The 18,070-nt window shown below is 40.4% G+C and carries 17 protein-coding genes; 12 read left to right on the top strand and 5 right to left on the bottom strand.

The genetic code is table 11. The features are described from left to right. Positions 1 to 25: 25 nt before the first annotated feature. Entirely contained in the window at positions 26 to 814 is a 789-nt protein-coding gene (locus ACW0TQ_RS11655) for a serine hydrolase (RefSeq protein WP_042529276.1), read from the bottom strand. Between the two features lie 271 nt (positions 815 to 1,085). Here ACW0TQ_RS11655 and ACW0TQ_RS11650 point away from each other — a divergent pair, with 271 nt between their 5' ends. From ACW0TQ_RS11650 to ACW0TQ_RS11615, 8 genes are all read left to right on the top strand, one after another. Beyond that, positions 1,086 to 2,075 carry a TAXI family TRAP transporter solute-binding subunit gene (locus ACW0TQ_RS11650; RefSeq protein ID WP_455725679.1) on the top strand — a complete coding sequence of 330 codons (990 nt, stop codon included), beginning with the start codon at positions 1,086 to 1,088 and terminating at the stop codon, positions 2,073 to 2,075. A 92-nt stretch (positions 2,076 to 2,167) separates the two neighbouring features. Next, positions 2,168 to 2,710 carry a DUF1850 domain-containing protein gene (locus ACW0TQ_RS11645; protein WP_256705248.1) on the top strand — a complete coding sequence of 181 codons (543 nt, stop codon included), beginning with the start codon at positions 2,168 to 2,170 and terminating at the stop codon, positions 2,708 to 2,710. After that, entirely contained in the window at positions 2,703 to 4,697 is a 1,995-nt protein-coding gene (locus tag ACW0TQ_RS11640) for a TRAP transporter permease (protein ID WP_341173378.1), read from the top strand. The genes ACW0TQ_RS11645 and ACW0TQ_RS11640 overlap by 8 nt, the downstream gene beginning before the upstream one ends. Positions 4,698 to 4,868: 171 nt before the next feature. Then, positions 4,869 to 6,209, top strand: coding sequence for an MATE family efflux transporter (locus tag ACW0TQ_RS11635; RefSeq protein WP_256705247.1), 1,341 nt, complete (start codon positions 4,869 to 4,871; stop codon positions 6,207 to 6,209). A 17-nt stretch (positions 6,210 to 6,226) separates the two neighbouring features. Then, positions 6,227 to 6,658 carry a hypothetical protein gene (locus ACW0TQ_RS11630; protein ID WP_212928751.1) on the top strand — a complete coding sequence of 144 codons (432 nt, stop codon included), beginning with the start codon at positions 6,227 to 6,229 and terminating at the stop codon, positions 6,656 to 6,658. Further along, positions 6,648 to 7,310, top strand: coding sequence for a lysozyme family protein (locus ACW0TQ_RS11625; RefSeq protein WP_256705246.1), 663 nt, complete (start codon positions 6,648 to 6,650; stop codon positions 7,308 to 7,310). Before ACW0TQ_RS11630 ends, ACW0TQ_RS11625 begins: the two co-directional genes overlap by 11 nt. A gap of 174 nt (positions 7,311 to 7,484) precedes the next feature. Then, on the top strand, positions 7,485 to 7,862 hold the full coding sequence (locus tag ACW0TQ_RS11620; RefSeq protein ID WP_042529292.1) for a RidA family protein: 378 nt from the start codon (positions 7,485 to 7,487) through the stop codon (positions 7,860 to 7,862). An 11-nt stretch (positions 7,863 to 7,873) separates the two neighbouring features. Then, entirely contained in the window at positions 7,874 to 9,043 is a 1,170-nt protein-coding gene (locus ACW0TQ_RS11615; RefSeq protein WP_256705245.1) for an iron-containing alcohol dehydrogenase, read from the top strand. Between the two features lie 44 nt (positions 9,044 to 9,087). On the opposite strand, the gene ACW0TQ_RS11610 is transcribed toward ACW0TQ_RS11615, so the two are convergent. Together ACW0TQ_RS11610 and ACW0TQ_RS11605 are read right to left on the bottom strand one after the other, a co-directional pair. After that, positions 9,088 to 9,333, bottom strand: a complete 246-nt coding sequence (locus ACW0TQ_RS11610) for a YuzB family protein (RefSeq protein WP_042529296.1) — start codon at positions 9,331 to 9,333, stop codon at positions 9,088 to 9,090. A gap of 76 nt (positions 9,334 to 9,409) precedes the next feature. Beyond that, positions 9,410 to 10,618: an MFS transporter gene (locus ACW0TQ_RS11605; protein WP_256706343.1), complete on the bottom strand. Its 1,209-nt coding sequence runs from the start codon at positions 10,616 to 10,618 to the stop codon at positions 9,410 to 9,412. Between the two features lie 979 nt (positions 10,619 to 11,597). Between ACW0TQ_RS11605 and ACW0TQ_RS11600 the strand changes: the two genes are divergently transcribed. Together ACW0TQ_RS11600 and ACW0TQ_RS11595 are read left to right on the top strand one after the other, a co-directional pair. Further along, on the top strand, positions 11,598 to 12,479 hold the full coding sequence (locus ACW0TQ_RS11600; protein ID WP_256705244.1) for a DUF1002 domain-containing protein: 882 nt from the start codon (positions 11,598 to 11,600) through the stop codon (positions 12,477 to 12,479). 257 nt (positions 12,480 to 12,736) lie between these two features. Continuing rightward, on the top strand, positions 12,737 to 13,621 hold the full coding sequence (locus tag ACW0TQ_RS11595; protein WP_042529300.1) for a 3D domain-containing protein: 885 nt from the start codon (positions 12,737 to 12,739) through the stop codon (positions 13,619 to 13,621). A 562-nt stretch (positions 13,622 to 14,183) separates the two neighbouring features. Here the strand turns inward: ACW0TQ_RS11595 and ACW0TQ_RS11590 are convergent. Continuing rightward, positions 14,184 to 14,321 (bottom strand): hypothetical protein, encoded by a 138-nt coding sequence (locus ACW0TQ_RS11590; RefSeq protein WP_175296993.1) that lies wholly within the window; start codon positions 14,319 to 14,321, stop codon positions 14,184 to 14,186. Between the two features lie 317 nt (positions 14,322 to 14,638). Here ACW0TQ_RS11590 and ACW0TQ_RS11585 point away from each other — a divergent pair, with 317 nt between their 5' ends. Continuing rightward, on the top strand, positions 14,639 to 15,829 hold the full coding sequence (locus ACW0TQ_RS11585; RefSeq protein ID WP_193064778.1) for a glycine C-acetyltransferase: 1,191 nt from the start codon (positions 14,639 to 14,641) through the stop codon (positions 15,827 to 15,829). A gap of 545 nt (positions 15,830 to 16,374) precedes the next feature. Then, positions 16,375 to 17,325 (top strand): L-threonine 3-dehydrogenase, encoded by a 951-nt coding sequence (locus ACW0TQ_RS11580; RefSeq protein WP_256705242.1) that lies wholly within the window; start codon positions 16,375 to 16,377, stop codon positions 17,323 to 17,325. 154 nt (positions 17,326 to 17,479) lie between these two features. On the opposite strand, the gene ACW0TQ_RS11575 is transcribed toward ACW0TQ_RS11580, so the two are convergent. Continuing rightward, positions 17,480 to 18,067, bottom strand: coding sequence for a TetR/AcrR family transcriptional regulator (locus ACW0TQ_RS11575; RefSeq protein ID WP_042529306.1), 588 nt, complete (start codon positions 18,065 to 18,067; stop codon positions 17,480 to 17,482). Positions 18,068 to 18,070: the final 3 nt, after the last annotated feature.

The following is an 18,070-nucleotide window of genomic DNA, read 5'->3' as shown; positions in this document are numbered from 1 at the left end:
TATAGAAAAGGAGAGGCATGGCTGCTTAACCTTTCAAATAATGATAGATATGTGCTCCTGCTCTCTGATGAAATTGCTGTCCCTCTCCATTGTTCGTCCATCCCTCTGTCAGCATAACTGCTTTGAGCTGTTTATCAGCTGTTTGAAAAATAGCCGCATCATGCTCTGCCCCGGTCAGTTCCCCGGTTTTATGAAATGTCTTGATGGAGGAATCATAGGCAGAAAAAGCAGTCAGTTTGCTGTTGAACTGCTGATTTTCCAAGATAGTCAGCATTTGCTCCTGACGATGTTTCGGCAGTATGTTATTTGGCTCTGTCAATAAATCCAGCAGAAGCATGACATCATAGCAGCTCGTCCGATTCTCCAATCCGAGCTTTATGGCTTCTTCATCCATCAGTTTTCGCTCTAATTTCGTGTGCTTTCCGCCTATTTGTTGAATAAATGCATGGATAGTATCTAAACCGATGAAATCAATCAATGCATTTGTTGCGGTATTATCAGAGACAATGATCATTAATTCAAGGAGCTGCTGATAGGTATAGTTCTGCTTATCTGATAAATAAGGAATAACTCCCGCACCGCCAACCATATCGGAGGGGGAGAGATGCACCTGTTTAGATAAATCAATATTTTCTTTTTCTTCTTCATAATAGGCAGCGGCAAGGATAAACAGTTTAATAATACTGGCGGAACGCAGCGGCTTGTTTTCATTAAAAGCAATTTCATTTTCTCCGGATTGGATCAAATAGCATATTTTTACTGGCGGTAAAGGTTTTATGGAATAAATAGCATGCTTTAACATTTTTAATGACAATGTTTTATCACCTCGTTGGAAAGTGGGTTACATTAATATTATGGAATATTCAAAAAGTAGTCAAGAAATACTTGAAAATCGCTTAAAAAAAGAATATACAGCATGTTTTGGCGCTATAAAGCATACAGTAAAAGGAATGTTTAAAGTGATGAATTTTTTTAATATTATTTATGTAATCGTTTCCTGTTTTGAGAATAATTTGACGTTTGTGTTACTAATATTGTAAACTTATTACAAGTACGATACTTTTTTGTAAAAGGGGGACTTTTAGATGAAAAAGAATTGGTTAAGCCCACTGGCATTTATTTTTGCATTATTGTTATTATTAGCAGCCTGCGGCGGTGACGACGGCAATGCAGACGATGGCGGCGAGGAAGCTGGAGATCCGGGTACAGATCCGGAAATGATTCAGATTGCTACCGGCGGAACAAGTGGAACATACTACCCGCTTGGAGGAGAAATGGCAACCATTATTTCAAGTAATACAGATGTAACAGCGGATGCGATTTCCTCTAATGCTTCAGCAGAAAATGTTCTGTCCATAGAGAATGGCGATGTAGAAATTGCTTTTGTACAAACAGATGTAGTAGCACATGCTGAGGAAGGAATTAATGCTTTTGATGAGCCTGTCGAAAATGTACAGGCAATGGGTTCTTTATACCCGGAGACGGTTCAAATCGTTACAACAGAGGGTTCTGGAATTGAATCGGTAGAAGACCTGGCAGGAAAAACCGTTTCTGTTGGTGCTCCTGGATCAGGTACATTTATCAATGCCGAACAAATCCTGGAAGTACACGATATGACAATCGATGATATTGATGCTCAAAACCTGGACTTTGGTGAATCTACCGGAGGAATCCAGGATGGCAATATTGATGCTGCGTTTATCACTTCAGGAACGCCTACCGGTGCGGTAGAAGGGTTGGCTGCTTCTGTAGATGTGGCTATTGTCCCGATTGCTCAGGATAAAATCGATGAGCTTACGGAAGCGTATCCTTACTATGCTGCAGATACGATTGAAGAAGGTACTTATAGTCTAAGTGAAGATGTAGAAACAGTTGCTGTATTAGCGGCATTGGCTGTAAACAGTTCTTTATCTGAAGACCTTGTTTATGAGATGACCAAAGCAATCTATGAAAATGCAGAAGGGATGGCGCATGACAAAGCATCCTTCATCACACTGGATACTGCGTTAGACGGAATTGATATTGAAGTGCATCCAGGTGCACAGAGGTACTTTGACGAAGAGGGTATTGAATAAATAAATAGAATAAGCCGGCTCCACCCCAGAGAATGCAGGGATAGGCTGCCGGCTTTTTTTAAGCACAGCTTGTAAAATTAGGTGATGCTAAAATGCGGAGAAAGTGGGTAAAATTCCTTCTTTTATTTCTTTTGATTGGAGGAGGAATTGGACTTGGCGTGAATTATCCGATTCAGACAGCGTTAGTTTTTAACGACGGCGAATCCGGAGAATTGACGGCTTTTTTACCTTTAAAAGAGAATGACCATTTCTCGATTACGTTCACTCACTCGATCCATTTAACAGATGTGGTGGAGAAATACAGGGTGACAGAGGATTTGATGATCGAGCAATATGAAATAATTTATGAAGAGTTTGGTATTGGTATGCCCAATAATGCGGGTGAGGGCGAAGAATTTGTTTATGAGGATGGAAAATACCATATAAAAAATATGGAACATCGATTTGAATCGTTAAATATCCGGAATGGAGAAGTTGTTTCGAATCATCGGCTGGTTTGGGCAGATCATCAGGATATCAAGGAGTGTTGTGAAGTTCCTTTTAATGACTACTTTGTGCCGGGAGATTGGTATAGAGTAAAAATAGATGAAATAACATTGCTTGATTATTGGAAAGGAGAGAAAATCAGTGAGTGAAAAAGAGAAGGATCAGCTTTCAGAAAAAGAACAGCAGGAGTTGTTGGAGAAATATGATGCAGAAGCAAAGACCAGAAATGTAAAGGGTAAGATATATCACGTTATCTTTCTTGGGTTAATTGCCTTTTCTGTATTTCAATTATATACCGGAATTTTTGGTCAGCTGACTGCTTATATTCAACGAACCATTCACTTAGGATTTGCACTTTCACTTATTTTCTTATTATTCCCGGCTGCCCGTGGAATGAGAAAGGATAAAATCCCTTGGTATGATTATATTTTAATGCTGTTATCCATTCTTGTCTGCGGCTATTGGCCGGTGTATTATGATACATTAGTTCAGCAGTTTGGCGGCATTTCTGTCATGCAAATGGTTGTGGGCGGGTTTGGAATCCTGCTTGTGTTGGAAGCAGCCAGACGTGCAGTAGGTCTGCCGATTACAATTATTGCACTATTGTTTCTTAGCTATGCACTACTCGGTCCAAATATACCGGGAATGTTTGCGCATGCCGGTCTGTCGCTGGAGCAGTTGATTCAATCGATGTTCTTTACGACAGAAGGAATTTTAGGAACTCCATTGCAGGTATCGTCTACATATATATTCTTATTCCTTTTATTTGGCGCTTTTTTAGTACAGACAGGGGTAGGAAATTATTTTAATGATTTAGCTATATCCATCGCCGGTAAAAGAGTAGGCGGGCCTGCAAAAGTAGCTATTTTTTCAAGTGCATTAAATGGAACTATCTCGGGGAGCTCTGTTGCAAATACAGTAACAACAGGCTCGTATACGATTCCTATGATGAAAAAGCTGGGATATCGGAAGAATTTTGCCGGAGCGGTAGAAGCAGCCTCCTCTACAGGCGGTCAAATTATGCCGCCGATTATGGGAGCAGCCGCCTTTTTAATGATTGAATTTGCAGGAGAAAGCTATTGGAATATCGCGAAAGCAGCAGTTATTCCCGCAGCTTTATACTTTGCAGGGATTTGGATCATGACACATTTTGAAGCGAAACGGACAGGCTTAACAGGTCTCCCGGATGAAGAGATTCCAAGTAAACTCTCCGTTTTAAAAAAGATTCATCTGCTGCTGCCGATTTTAGCCATTGTCTATTTCTTATTTATCGGTGTGAGCGTTGAGAGAGCAGCTATTTATGGGATTTTAACGACGATTATTGTCAGCTTGTTCCGAAAAGATACGAGAATTACACCGGCTAAATTTATTGTTGCCTTGGAACAAGGGGCCAGAACAGCATTAGGTGTTGCTGCTGCAACAGCATGTGCTGGTATTATTGTAGGGGTAGTGACAAGAACAGGCTTAGGCCTAAAGCTTGGAAACAGTTTAGTATCGATTGCTGGTACGATTGCTTCTACACCGGAAATTCAATTGATGCTGACATTGGTATTTACCATGATTACATCGATTATTATCGGCATGGGCTCACCGACAACCGCCAACTATATTATCACGTCTACAATTGCTCTGCCGGCAATTGTAGCACTAAATGACAATCTGGATGTAGCAATTCCGCTTCTGGCTGCACATATGTTTGTATTCTATTTTGGAATTGTGGCAGATATTACTCCGCCGGTAGCATTAGCTGCCTTCGCGGCAACCGGGATTTCTGGGGGAGAACCGATACGTACCGGAGCAAATGCAGCAAGGTTGGCTATCGCAGCATTTATAATTCCGTATATGTTTGTTTTGAATCCGACACTCCTTATGATAGATGCGAACGTGTTCGAGATTATATTTGCCTTTTTCACGGCTATCCTAGGGATGATAGCGATTGGTGCCGGAATGATTGGTTACTGGTACCGCAGAATCAAATGGTTTGAGCGTATTTTAGCTATTGCAACTGGATTGATGCTGATTTATCCGGAAGGGTATTCCGATACAATAGGCTTTGTATTATTTGCTATTCAGCTTGTGATTCAATTTATGTCGAGGGATAAAAATGCGAAGCGCAGTAAAACGCAAGTAAGTTAAGAAAATAAAAAAATGGGGAAGAAGTTCTTTGAGATAAGAGCTTCTTTTTTTACATTATAGGATGATATTTTAGCAATTTTTACAGTGGAAGAGCAAATACAGGTTTTTCTAATGCTTTCCCTTTATAATAAAAGCAAAGAATAAGGTGAGAAAAATCAGGAGTGCAAATCAATGGCTAAGAAATATGATTTTACAAAAGGAAGTATCGGCAAAAGCCTTTTTTATTTTTCCGGACCCATTCTTTTGGCAAATCTGCTGCAAACCTCATATCAATTTGTAGACAGTTTGTGGGTCGGAAATTTGCTTGGTGCGAACGCCCTAGGTGCAGTTGCCATTTCCGGGAGCATTATATTTGTGGTGCTCTCATTAATTATTGGTTTAAATAATGCTGCTCTGACCATTTTGTCGCAGCAGCAGGGGAAGCAGAATGAAGAGGGGCTGAAGCGTTATTTGAATGCATTTGTTGTTCTGATGACATCGGTTGCATTATTACTTGGCGTCTCCGGGTATATTTTTGCAGAGGTGCTGCTGACCATGCTGGGAACACCGGAAGCAATGGCAGCAGATGCCGCTGCCTATCTGCGGATTAACTTTATGGGGATTCTTTTACTGTTTGGCTATAACTTTATCAGTACAGTACTGCGTTCCATTGGAGACAGTAAAACACCGCTTTACTTTGTAACAGTAGCAGTCCTGCTGAATACCGTATTGGACCCGCTATTTATTCATGTATTTGACTGGGGCATCAATGGCGCAGGCTATGCTACAGTGACATCACAAGGTGTTTCCTTTTTAATTGGATTCTTTTATATTCTGAAGAAGGATTTAGCTCCGTTTACGATTCCAAGTCTGCCAAAATGGAAAGAAATTAAATTGATATTGCATATCGGCATCCCATCCAGCCTGCAGATGGCAGTGATTTCTGCTGGTGCAGCTGCCATTATCGGGGTAGTGGCTGTACATGGAGAAGCAGTTGTTTCAGGGTATAGTGCAGCACAGCGTCTGGATAGTTTATTAATGCTGCCTGCACATGCTTTAAGTATTGCCATTTCCAGTATGGCTGGGCAGAATATCGGTGCACAAAACTGGGGAAGAGTCAGAGAAGTGGCGAAGTTTGGGGTGATATATAATTTTCTTATTATGCTGTTTATCGGTATTATCGTCGCCATTTTTGCTGAATATGGGGTAAGGTTGTTTATTCAGGACGAAGCTTCTGTCCAATTTGGTACAATATATCTTCAGATTGTTGCATTATGCTATCCGTTTTTAGGGATTAATTTTATCTTAAACGGTGTTGTCCGGGCAGCAGGCGCAATGTATCCGATTCTTATATTAAATATCATTTCTTTCTGGATACTGCGTTATCCCCTGGCTGCCTTATTCTCTTGCCTGTTTGGTGAAATTGGCATTGCAATTGGTGTAGGGGCAAGCTTTATCCTAAGCAGCGCGGTTGCTATTCTATATTATCGTTTCGGGAAATGGAGAGAGAAGAAGCTATTCGCAGATGCTTAAACAGGGGAGGATCATGGATGATTTGGATTGTCGGTTTCGTATCCGGCCTTGTACTTGGCGGCTTCTTATATGCTTTGCAGCAATGGACAGCGATTCCTGTTTACACCCTGCTGATGAATGTAGATTATTTTCCCGTAATTGGCGGAATGAATTTTCCTAATTGGGTAGAGTTTTCCTTCCATTTGGGTGTTTCTGTGGCTATTGTCTGGATTCTCTATCGCGTATTAACAAAGAAACATCTGGAGCAGAAGCTGATGTCTTATATATATTGTAATGCTGCGATTGGCCTGCTTATTTTCCCGACAACGATGCTATCTGACCGGACTCCAGAAATAGGCAGTATAGAGGCATGGCTTATCTGGCTGGCCGGACATATGGTATATGGTATTTCTATATGGGGGATGCTGAGGATAGGTGAATGGGTAAAGGAGAAAAAATATGAAACGTAGGAAAAAACGCCAGCTGGCAGAGCTGCTGAAATATTTGATAGTTATATGTCTTGTGTTTTTCTTCGGTTTAGTTTCCCTTTCTTTATTAGTCAATTATGTTGCAGAGCAATCTGAACCAGAACTGGAAGAGTCAGGGCCAAGTCCCCTGCCAGCCTTGAACCAGAAAATATGGGAATATAAACCGATTGTTGAAAAATATGCAGAACAGCATGGAATTGAAGAACAGACCAATACAATTCTTGCCATGATGATGCAGGAATCCGGTGGACGCGGTACCGATCCGATGCAATCCTCGGAAAGCCTGTGCGGGGAAATAGGCTGTATTGATGATCCAGAGCATTCGATTGAGCAGGGCGTATCCTTCTTTGCCTGGGTGTATGAACAAGCAGAGGGCGACACAGCCTTAGCAGTTCAAGCTTATAATTTTGGTCCCGGCTTTATTAACTATCTACAGGAAACGGAAGAACCTTATTCGGAGGACGCTGCCATTGCTTATTCGCAGTATATGTATGAAGAGGCGGGAAGAGAGGCTTCCATTTATGCCTGCCGGAGAGAAGAAGCAGAAGAACTAGATGCATGCTATGGAGACATTTATTATGTTTCTTCTGTCATGTCCTATAAGGAAGCAATAGAAATGGAACTGGAAAACTGATATGATAACAGTATGTGAAATGCTCTTGATTCAGAGCAGCTTTTACATACAGAAGTGTTGTCATATCTTTTTTGTGCATGAAAAGAATCGTTCTACAATGCATATTTCCAAGCAATTAACTGATGATTATGACAACAGCGGATACTAAAAAAACAAGGCGGAGGATGATTTTTTATGAAAGCTATTCAGACAAATAATGCACCAGCAGCAATTGGACCATACTCTCAAGCAATCGAAGCAGGAGATTTTCTTTATATTTCCGGACAAATTCCGATTGATCCGGCAACAGGGGATGTCGTAGAAGGAATTGAAGCGCAGACGAAGCAAGTATTAGCAAATTTACAGGCTATTTTAGATGAAGCGGGGTTAAGCTTTGCAAACGCAGTGAAATTTACGATTTTCTTAAATTCCATGGAGGATTTTGCGACAGTGAATGAAATTTATGGAGCAGCGTTGTCTGAGCCATATCCGGCACGTGCTTGTGTGGAAGTGAGCCGTCTTCCGAAAGACGTTCTTGTAGAAATGGATATTGTAGCATACCGTAAAGCATAAGGAGTGATTATATGGAGAATTTTATCTATCACAATCCAACGAAACTTATCTTTGGAAAAGGACAAATCGAAAAGCTGGCTGGCGAAATTCAGCCTTACGGAAGCCGTATTCTGATTGTATATGGCGGAGGAAGTATTAAACGAAATGGCATCTATAATCGTGTATTGGAAGAATTGAAAAAAATCAATGCGGAGGTGTTTGAGCTTTCTGGTGTAGAACCTAACCCGCGTATTTCTACAGTACGGAAAGGTGTACGTATTTGCCGCGAACAGAGAATTGATTTTATCTTGGCTATCGGTGGAGGCAGCACTATTGACTGCTCCAAAGCAATCGCTGTCGGCGCCGTAACGGATGCAGATATGTGGGATGTAGTGACGAAAAAGGAAAAGCCGGCAGGTGCACTGCCATTTGGAACGATTCTCACCTTAGCTGCTACAGGCTCTGAGATGAATTCGGGCTCTGTTATTACCAATTGGGAAACCAATGAAAAGCATGGATGGGGGTCTCCGTATACCTATCCAAAATTTTCTATTCTGGATCCTGTGCATACTTTCTCTGTACCGCGGGATCAAACCATTTATGGATTGGTAGATATGATGTCGCATGTATTAGAGCATTATTTTCATCATGAAGAAAATACACCGATTCAAGACAGATGGTGTGAAGGTATTCTGTTGACCCTGATTGATGTAGGGCCGAAACTATTAGCAGACCCTGAAAATTATGCCTATCGCTCTACAGCAATGCTGGGCGGAACACTGGCCTTAAATAATATGCTGAATTTAGGTTATCGGGGTGATTGGGCAACGCATAATTTAGAGCATGCGGTTTCTGCTGTCCACGATATTCCGCATGGCGGCGGTTTAGCTATCCTATTCCCGAATTGGATGCGGCATGTACTGGATGAGAATAATGTACATCGCTTTAAGCAGCTTGCTGTCCGGGTCTTTGACGTAGATACCATAGGGAAATCAGATAAAGTAGTTGCCTTAGAAGGAATTGACAAACTGCGTGAATTTTGGAATGAACTTGGTGCGCCATCCAGTTTGACAGATTATGATATAGACGAGTCCACGCTTGAAGAAATGGCGGAGAAAACCGTGGTGGCAAACCCGACATTCGGCAACTATCGTGCTTTAACGAAGAAGGATTCTCTGGAGATTTTTAAAGAAAGTCTGTAATTTCCCGGGAAATCATGTCTGACTATACAAAGAAGAGCTTGCAGTTATTCATAAACTGCAAGCTCTTCTTTAATTTGCAAACGTATTTTATCAAGACATTCTTCCGGTGTCTTGCCAAACACACGCTTATTATTTACTAATGCGTACGGTCGAACGGCACAAAGTCCGCAAAACGACAGGCATTCATTCATAAGAACCGCTACCTCAGGGAATTCTTTCTCTAAGATGGATTCAATATCTATAGTAGTGATGGCATTTCCGTCACATATTTCTACGACAACGATACCCATTGCTATCACTTTCTTTCTATAATAATTAACGCTACTTTGTTAGTTTTAGCATAATTATAGAAACAAATCAATATTTTTATCTGGATGAGAAAGTGTGCGAATGAGAATGCTTTGTATTCGGTTCATGTTCATAACGTAACCAGACAACAAGCATGATAAAGCCGCAAAGAATAAGCAGCAGGCCGGTTGTTAAAAAGACGGAAGAGAATCCCCAGGTTGCAGCGATGGTACCGCCAAGCATGGGACCGATAATGTTTCCGAAAAAGCGTAAACTTGTATCGTAGCCAAGTACTTCTCCTTGTGTAGACAGCGGTGCTTCTTTCCGGATATAAGCCACACGGATTGGGATAACTCCACCAAGGAACAAACCGAGTAAGAATCGCATAATGACTAATTGCCAAATACTCGTAATGAACATACCCGGCAAATAGACCAAGCCGGAAACAAACAGCATGATAATTAATATTTTCGTATAGCCGTGCTTATCTCCGATCATTCCCCAGCGTCTGGTCATCAACAGATTGCCTACCCCTGTGGCGGAGAAGGCAATTCCTGCAAAGAATGCGAGGTTGACCGGACCATGAATTTCTTCAACGAATAATGATAAAATCGGCTGAACGCTGAAGTGAGCAATCTGTACAAGTGCTGACATCAATAAAACAATCAATAAGATTGGTTTACGCAGGATATACTGCAATACTTCTTTTCTGGAGTAATTCTTTGTATCCTCTTCTTTTGAAAAGGTCACCTTCATTTCTTTCACTCCAAATATAACGAGCAATCCGGAGATAAAGATAGTGATCGCTACCCACTTAAAGGTGCTGGAATACCCAAATGCATCTGCCAGCGCCCCACCTAATAAGGGTCCCATCAAAGAACCGGTGATGGTTCCGGTCTGCAGGGTGCCTAATACTTTCCCGGCAACTTCTTTAGGCGTCTGGGTTGCGATAAACGCCTGAGACATTGGAATAAATCCTGTTACGATTCCCATTAAAAAGCGCAAGAGAAATAACTGCCATACGGCTGTGACGAATCCCATTAAAAATACGGAAATTCCGATTCCTAATGCAGACATCACCATTAAACGTTTCCTGCCGAAGCGGTCGCCGACTCTTCCCCAAATCGGGGCAAAGATAAATGCACTGATGAAAGTAACGGCAAAGGTCAATCCAGACCATGTCTGCACATAAGACGCAGAAAAGTTTCCCATGGACTGAATGTATAAGGAAATAAAAGGCACAACCATTGTCATGCTTCCGCTAATAAAGAAATTAGCAAACCACATAATCACTAAGTTACGTTTTACTCCTGGGTGTGTATTAATAACGTTCAAACCTTCTTTCTGACATTGTAAGAACTGCAGATTCATGTACACTTATTGATTCAAGCATACAGCAGGGGAAATCGAATTTGCTGTATGCATTTTCGTTTTGAAATGGGATAAGCGTCTTTAGTACATATGAAAAAGGCATAAGTGCAATGACCCATACCTTCTCTAAAACAATCTGCAGCCGTCCGTTTAAGTTGCATAAATGCATTACGCTATCACCATCTGTGGAATTCCTGCAATCTTAAAAAAAGGAGTGCCGAATTTCCAATAAATAATCCTACATTTATTTCGCTACTCCAAATATACACTAACACGAACTAAATGAAAAGGTATCTGCTTACAAAAAGGATTTATTTTAATGTCTCCATTTTCGCACATTAAAAAGTAACTTCATTTCCATAGAAACAGGGGCTGACCGTTCCTTCGATAATTCCCTTGACAAAGAATAGAAGGTGAAGTGTAAAGCACCGCTGCAGCGAAAAGCGGGGTGGTTGGCCGGAGCGGAGCTACGCAACATCATCAATTCCAAAAAGGCCGAATATGTAACCCAAAAGCAAGCGTGGTAATCGAAAACAAGTTCATCCTGGAATACAAGATATATATGCTTATTCTTAAGTGCGAAAGTTGAGTTAACGTCATAAAAAAACGTTTTATCATAAAAAAGACAGGGAATCAGCAAGGATACATAGACAGTAATCCTATATGATAAAATATAGTTCCAAGCTTTTCCTATAGAAATAAATCAACTGTTAGAAGGCCCGGGGGCTGGCAGCATGTTTTTTTCTGCAGATTGTATTTAGCCGGCAGATGAAATTAATGTTTTAAAAACATGTAAACATTTTTGCTTCGGGTTATAATAGATGACGATAGTTGCTCATCATAAATATCAAACGTAGGAGTTAAAAAACGCTTACGAAGAAAAGGAGTAAACAGAATGAATAAAAAGGTAGTATCCGTGCTGAAATACCTGGCACTAAGCTGCATATTATTTTTTAGTATCCTATTGCCAGTTTCAGCAGCTTCTAATACGACGATTATCTATGGGGAAAAACTCAGTGACAGTCAGCGGGCGGAAGTTCGGGAGGCTTTGGAAATCTCAGATGATGACACATATGAAGAACATGACGTTACAGGACAAGATTATGCTGATTTTATAAATGGAAATCCAGATGCAAATATGTATTCTTCTGCAGGAATTACGCTGGAGTCAAGCGGTTCCGGCCTGGAAGTGAATATATTAACACCCGATAATATTACGGAAGTAACCAGAGAAATGTATATGAACGCACTGTTAACAGCCGGAGCGGAAAATGCGACGGTAGATGTTGTTTCTCCAGTCAGGGTATCTGGTCATTCTGCATTGACAGGAATATACAAAGCCTATGATGTAGAAGGAGTAGAATTAGATCCGGAACGAATGGAATTAGCTAACGATGAGCTAGAAGTAGCAACTGATTTAGCAGATAATGAAGATATTAGTGATGAAGACGTAAGTACACTTTTAACAGAAATCAAAAAAATGATTGCTGAACAGAATCCAGTAACCAGAGAAGAAGTAGAACAAATCGTTAATGAGCAGCTTAACAATCTGGACATTCAGCTGAATGACGCCGACAGGCAGATGCTTATTGATTTAGTAAATCGAATGAGGGATTTAGAAATTGATTTTGGAGAAATGAGAGATCAACTCGAGAGTATTACAAATGACCTTGTCGAAAGAGCAGAGGATTTAGGTTTAGACAGGGGATTTTGGGAGAGAGTGGCGAACTTCTTTAGTGATATCTTCCGTTCCATTGCAAACTTTTTCAGCAGCTAATTGAATACTGGCAAGCAGTTGACGAAGAGCTCTCTAATCATAGAGGGCTCTTTTTTTATATTACAGAAACGAGCCTTTGACGTGGGTTTGTCATAATGCATACGCTTTACCGCTCTTCTATAACAAATATGTTACAAATGTAATAGTAAACAGGGCATATGTAATCATTGTAATTTACACTTAACCCTTCTGTAACTGTATTCTTCTGATTCCTGTGATAGGATAGTCATTGTGAAAAAACATAAGGAGGTTATCAGATGAGAAAACTCGTAGCAGCATTATCTGCTGGAATTATTATAACCGGTACAGCTGCAACAACAGTTTCCGCTGACGCAAATGAACACAAGGTAGAATCAGGAGAGAGCTTATGGAAGATTGCAGCTCAATATGATACAAGCGTGCAAAACTTACTTGATATAAATGATCTTAAATCAGAGGTAATTCACCCGAAAGATGTTATTAAGGTAAGTGAATCTGGTGAAGATGGAGAAGAAACAGTATACACAGTAGAAAAAGGGGACACCCTTTCAGCTATTGCTAAAGAATTCAATGTATCTGTCAGCGATATTAAAGAATGGAATAACCTTTCATCTGATATTATCGTAATCGGTAATGAATTATCAATAAATGGAACAGCTGAAGAAGCTGTAGCAGAGCAACCAGCAGTAGAGGAAGAACCAGCTGAGGAACCTGCAGCAGAAGAAGAAGCAACAGAAGAACCAGCAGTAGAAGAAGAGGCAGCTGAAGAGCCGGCTGCAGAGGAAAGCGAACCTGCTGTAGAGCAAACTTCTAATGAAGAAGCAGCTGCTTCTGAATCAGAAGAACAATCTTCAGATAATGGTTCTCCACAAGGCGAAACAATTTCTGTAGAAGCGACTGCATATACAGCAGATTGTAATGGATGTTCCGGAGTAACTGCAACTGGTGTAGATCTAAATCAAGATCCTAATGCGAAAGTAATTGCAGTAGACCCAAATGTTATTCCATTGGGAAGTGAAGTTTATGTAGAAGGTTATGGCTATGCAACTGCTGCTGATACTGGCGGTGCAATCAATGGAAACAAAATTGACCTTCACGTACCATCCCAAGACGAAGCAGTAAACTTTGGAAGACAACAAGTTAACGTAACAATCGTTGAATAAATCATATAAAAATAGCTTAAGAGTCTATAAAACTCTTAAGCTATTTTTTTTAGTTGAGAAAATAAATATAATAAAAAAGGGTCAACACCAAAATCTATGGTTGGAAAATATAATTAAATATGATAATAGCAATTACCAAGCGAAGGAAATACACGTAGACTCCTATGGGAATGCGCAGTGTGAAGACCCCGCAGAAAAAGTGGTCTTCTTTTTTCGAGGAGGCTGAAGACAAGCCCATGGAAAGCGTAGTGTATTTCCGTAGCGGCCGCTTACAGCAAATTTATATCTACTATGTTACCCATAGATTTTGGTGAAAAGCCATAAAAAAGGCATCATACTTTTGATTATATAAGCATGAGACCCCATGAAGTCATGATATTTAGCTGTCCGTATCTCGTAGTTATCACGCAGAGTTTTTCTGATATACATGCGTTTCATCTATTATCAACGATCATCTGATTTTTTCTTTACATTTTAAAAAGACGAATAAACATTTGCTGATATAATTTACACCCCAGAAAGCCGGCAGTGTTATCTTTATCAAATCCTTGGAATATCCTCTTTAATTCTGAAATTCGGTAGAAGTGGCAGCCGGGCTTTGTTCAATTTCTTCATTACTATCGTTATGAGCACTTGAATAGCCTAAAGCTCCTACTGCAGCAATGACAAAAATAAACAAAGTAAGTAGAACTTTTCGCATGTTTCTTTTCAACCCTCCATCATATATTTAAAGTATGTGTTCAAAAAAAGTTCACTCTATCGAAGCATCATTTTTTAAGAGACTTTTTGAACATCCTTTTTAATAATATTCAACTCTCTTAGTATAGGACAATATGGTCAAATTGGCTAGCAGGAAAAACATTAATTTTCATATATATTCGCTAATTCTGTGAATAACTGGATTGGGTTATTTATATGTTATACTTGAAAGGGATTACATTTTTGACAAAGAGTTGTCCGCAGACCCATGAGGTGCAAAGTTACATTTTACAATGCTTTAAAGGAGGAAAATAGGGTATGACAAGCCGAAAATTAGATCATTTTTTGGAATCAAATATAAATGATTTAAAGGAAAATGGTCTCTATAACGAAATTGATACTGTAGAAGGTGCAAATGGCCCGGAAATTACAATCAAAGGAGAAACATTAATCAATCTTTCTTCTAATAATTACTTAGGGCTTGCGACGCACCATGAATTAAAAGATGCAGCCAAGCAAGCTGTGGATTCCCATGGTGCCGGCGCTGGCGCTGTCCGCACGATTAATGGAACGCTTGACTTGCATATCGAATTGGAAAAGAGAATTGCTGCATTTAAAGGAACAGAAGCAGCTATCGCTTATCAATCTGGATTTAACTGTAATATGGCAGCGATTTCGGCTGTAATGGATAAAAATGATGCGATTCTATCAGATTCTTTAAACCACGCCTCTATTATTGACGGCTGTCGCTTATCGAAGGCGAAGATTATTCGATTTGAGCATTCAGATATGGCGGATTTACGTGCGAAAGCGAAGGAAGCGACAGAATCAGGGACATATAATAAAGTGATGGTAATTACGGATGGCGTATTCTCCATGGATGGAGATATCGCGAAGCTTCCGGAGATAGTGGAAATCGCTGAAGAATTTGATTTGATTACCTATGTAGATGATGCGCATGGCTCAGGAGTAACTGGTGACGGTGCAGGAACAGTAAAGCATTTTGGGTTGCAGGATAAAGTAGATTTTCAAATGGGTACGCTGTCGAAAGCAATTGGTGTTATCGGCGGTTATGTTGCAGGGAAACAATCATTAATCGATTGGTTGAAAGTCCGTTCCCGTCCATTCTTATTTTCTACAGCGGTATCTCCAGCAGATGCAGCTGCAAGCACAAGAGCAATTGAAATGCTCATGGAGAGTACAGAACTGAATGAAAAGCTCTGGGAGAATGGGAATTACTTGAAAGAAGGCTTGAAAAAGCTTGGTTTTGATATTGGCGACAGCGAAACACCAATCACACCTTGTATTATCGGTGATGAAAAACAAGCGCAGACATTTAGTAAAAGACTGTATGAAGAGGGCGTTTATGCGAAAGCAATCGTGTTTCCGACAGTGCCGAGGGGGACCGGGCGGGTTCGTAATATGCCGACAGCTGCGCATACGAAAGAAATGCTGGATCGAGCTATTGGCATTTATGAAAAAATCGGTAAGGAATTAAAACTTATATAAATTGAAGTAATAAATTACACTTTATTTTTCTTATAAAATGACGAAATAATGATTGAAAACGGTAACTAGCGACGGTTTTTGGTGGGGCGAGTAACCGCAGTCCCAGTCCCAGAAGAAAAACACGGAGACTCCTGGTCGACTAAGAACAGTCACGTCCTGTGACCAACGACCGACACTAGGACGTCTTGTCCGTTGTGGGAAGGCGCGGGGCATAAGTGCGACTTTAGCTCTGTCTGCGCCTGACGGCTTGCCAATCGCTAAGTCTTCTTTTCACCCGCAGGGCATAAGTGCGACTATGCTTCTGTCTGCACCTGTCGGCTTGCCAATCAGCAAGTCTTCTTTAAAGGAGATGAGCTCGGGGCCCGCGGAAAGCGTAGTGTTTTCTGGGGTTGCGATTACTCACCCCATGAAACCCGTTGTAGCGGTAGCTATTTATTTCAATTTATATATTTAAAAATAAGAGCGCATGTTCAAAAGGTTGATAGAAGAGCGGAGCATCTTTCCAACAGCTTTTTTGAACATCCTCTCAATGGAGGTTTTCCGAGATGAAAAAAATTTTAGTGACCGGTGCATTAGGCCAAATCGGATCAGAATTAACGGAGAAGCTTCGTAGTACATACGGCGAGGATAATGTCATTGCTTCCGATATCCGGAGACCGGAGCAGCCATCAGGAATATTTGAAGAAATCGATGTGACAAAGGAAAAGGAAATTTACGAGATTTCCAAAAAATACAAGGTGGATACGATTATTCATTTAGCTGCACTTTTATCTGCGAAGGCAGAGGCTTTTCCAAAAGTCGCCTGGGAAATTAATATGGGCGGACTGGTAAATGCACTGGAAGCTGCGAAGGAATTAGATTTAAAATTTTTCACACCAAGCTCAATCGGAGCTTTTGGACCAAGTACACCGAAAAATAATACCCCGCAGGATACGCTGCAGCGTCCGACGACGATGTATGGGGTGAATAAAGTAGCAGGAGAAATTCTTTGTGATTACTATTATTCCAGATTTGGGGTGGATACCAGGGGTGTTCGTTTTCCTGGTTTAATTTCCTATGTAACTTCTCCAGGAGGCGGCACGACAGACTACGCGGTGGAGGTGTATTATGAAGCACTTCGGACAGGAGCATATACCTCTTATATAGAAAAAGGAACGCGTATGGATATGATGTATATGCCAGATGCTTTACAAGCAATTATTCAACTGATGGAAGCAGATTCCGATCGCTTAAAGCATCGCAATGCCTTTAATATAACTGCGATGTCTGCTGCGCCGGAGCATTTTGAAGAAGCAATTCGCAAGCACATTCCTGATTTTACAATGGATTATCAGGTAGACCCGGTCAGACAAGGAATTGCAGAGAGCTGGCCGGATTCGATTAATGCAGATGCTGCGAAAGAAGAATGGGATTTTGAAGCAGCATATGATATGGACGCAATGACGGTGGATATGCTGGAGAAAGTTCGTGAGAAAATAAAGAAGAATAGTGCATAACAGGACAAAATGATTCCAGGCTTTCAAGTAAAAAGACGCACTTATATTTCAAACATTTAAACTACTTCTTTTATATCAGAAGCCTTTTTACTATTTTTTGACTGCTGTAAAGGAAGTATCTCAGTATAATTAAAAAAACCGCCTTATGTCCAGGTTAATCGATGACGACCATGGACATAAGGTGGTTTTCAATAATACTACGGATGTAAGACGGGGTATAGCGTTCTGGATTAAATAATGCATGGATAGCCAGCCCATCGAGTAAACTATACAATTTCTCTAATTCAATATCTCTAGAAATATTTTTTTTCAATAAGTCATTTTCTTCTAAAGTCGTTAAAACTAATTCAATAACTTTTAAAACATCATCGTAATTGAGATCAAATCCATCCTCTTTTCGACCATGAGTAATAAAGGCAAACCAAACCTCCATTTCCTTTCTTGAAATGTCATTATAAGGAGTTATCTCCATAAGAAGCTGAACCAATTTTTCTAAAACTGGCAGATCTTTCTCCATAATTTTTTTAATCCTAACCCCCACGTTTTCTTTTAATAATTCCATTGCAAATTTAAGAAGTTCTTTACGAGTAGGAAAATAGTACCTGAGAGTGGATTGAGAAATTCCGGTTTCTTCTGCTATTTTTCGTGTCGTTGCATGTTCAATCCCCTTTTGAGATATAATTTCCCATGTAGATTTTGCTATTTGTTCCCGACGTTTGCTATGGTCAACTTTTTTTGGCATAGA

The sequence above is a fragment of the Oceanobacillus sp. M60 genome, from assembly GCF_053839645.1.
The sequence above is the reverse complement of the archived record's forward strand: the minus strand, read 5'-3'. Positions and strand labels throughout refer to the sequence as shown.

Excerpts from the sequence above, each read along its gene's own strand:
- ACW0TQ_RS11650 (WP_455725679.1), top strand. The coding sequence starts at position 1,086 with ATGAAAAAGAATTGGTTAAGCCCACTGGCATTTATTTTTGCATTATTG.
- ACW0TQ_RS11645 (WP_256705248.1), top strand. The coding sequence starts at position 2,168 with ATGCGGAGAAAGTGGGTAAAATTCCTTCTTTTATTTCTTTTGATTGGA.
- ACW0TQ_RS11635 (WP_256705247.1), top strand. The coding sequence starts at position 4,869 with ATGGCTAAGAAATATGATTTTACAAAAGGAAGTATCGGCAAAAGCCTT.
- ACW0TQ_RS11630 (WP_212928751.1), top strand. The coding sequence starts at position 6,227 with ATGATTTGGATTGTCGGTTTCGTATCCGGCCTTGTACTTGGCGGCTTC.
- ACW0TQ_RS11625 (WP_256705246.1), top strand. The coding sequence starts at position 6,648 with ATGAAACGTAGGAAAAAACGCCAGCTGGCAGAGCTGCTGAAATATTTG.
- ACW0TQ_RS11620 (WP_042529292.1), top strand. The coding sequence starts at position 7,485 with ATGAAAGCTATTCAGACAAATAATGCACCAGCAGCAATTGGACCATAC.
- ACW0TQ_RS11615 (WP_256705245.1), top strand. The coding sequence starts at position 7,874 with ATGGAGAATTTTATCTATCACAATCCAACGAAACTTATCTTTGGAAAA.
- ACW0TQ_RS11610 (WP_042529296.1), bottom strand. The coding sequence starts at position 9,333 with ATGGGTATCGTTGTCGTAGAAATATGTGACGGAAATGCCATCACTACT.
- ACW0TQ_RS11605 (WP_256706343.1), bottom strand. The coding sequence starts at position 10,618 with ATGTGGTTTGCTAATTTCTTTATTAGCGGAAGCATGACAATGGTTGTG.
- ACW0TQ_RS11600 (WP_256705244.1), top strand. The coding sequence starts at position 11,598 with ATGAATAAAAAGGTAGTATCCGTGCTGAAATACCTGGCACTAAGCTGC.
- ACW0TQ_RS11595 (WP_042529300.1), top strand. The coding sequence starts at position 12,737 with ATGAGAAAACTCGTAGCAGCATTATCTGCTGGAATTATTATAACCGGT.
- ACW0TQ_RS11590 (WP_175296993.1), bottom strand. The coding sequence starts at position 14,321 with ATGCGAAAAGTTCTACTTACTTTGTTTATTTTTGTCATTGCTGCAGTA.
- ACW0TQ_RS11585 (WP_193064778.1), top strand. The coding sequence starts at position 14,639 with ATGACAAGCCGAAAATTAGATCATTTTTTGGAATCAAATATAAATGAT.
- ACW0TQ_RS11580 (WP_256705242.1), top strand. The coding sequence starts at position 16,375 with ATGAAAAAAATTTTAGTGACCGGTGCATTAGGCCAAATCGGATCAGAA.
- ACW0TQ_RS11575 (WP_042529306.1), bottom strand. The coding sequence starts at position 18,067 with ATGCCAAAAAAAGTTGACCATAGCAAACGTCGGGAACAAATAGCAAAA.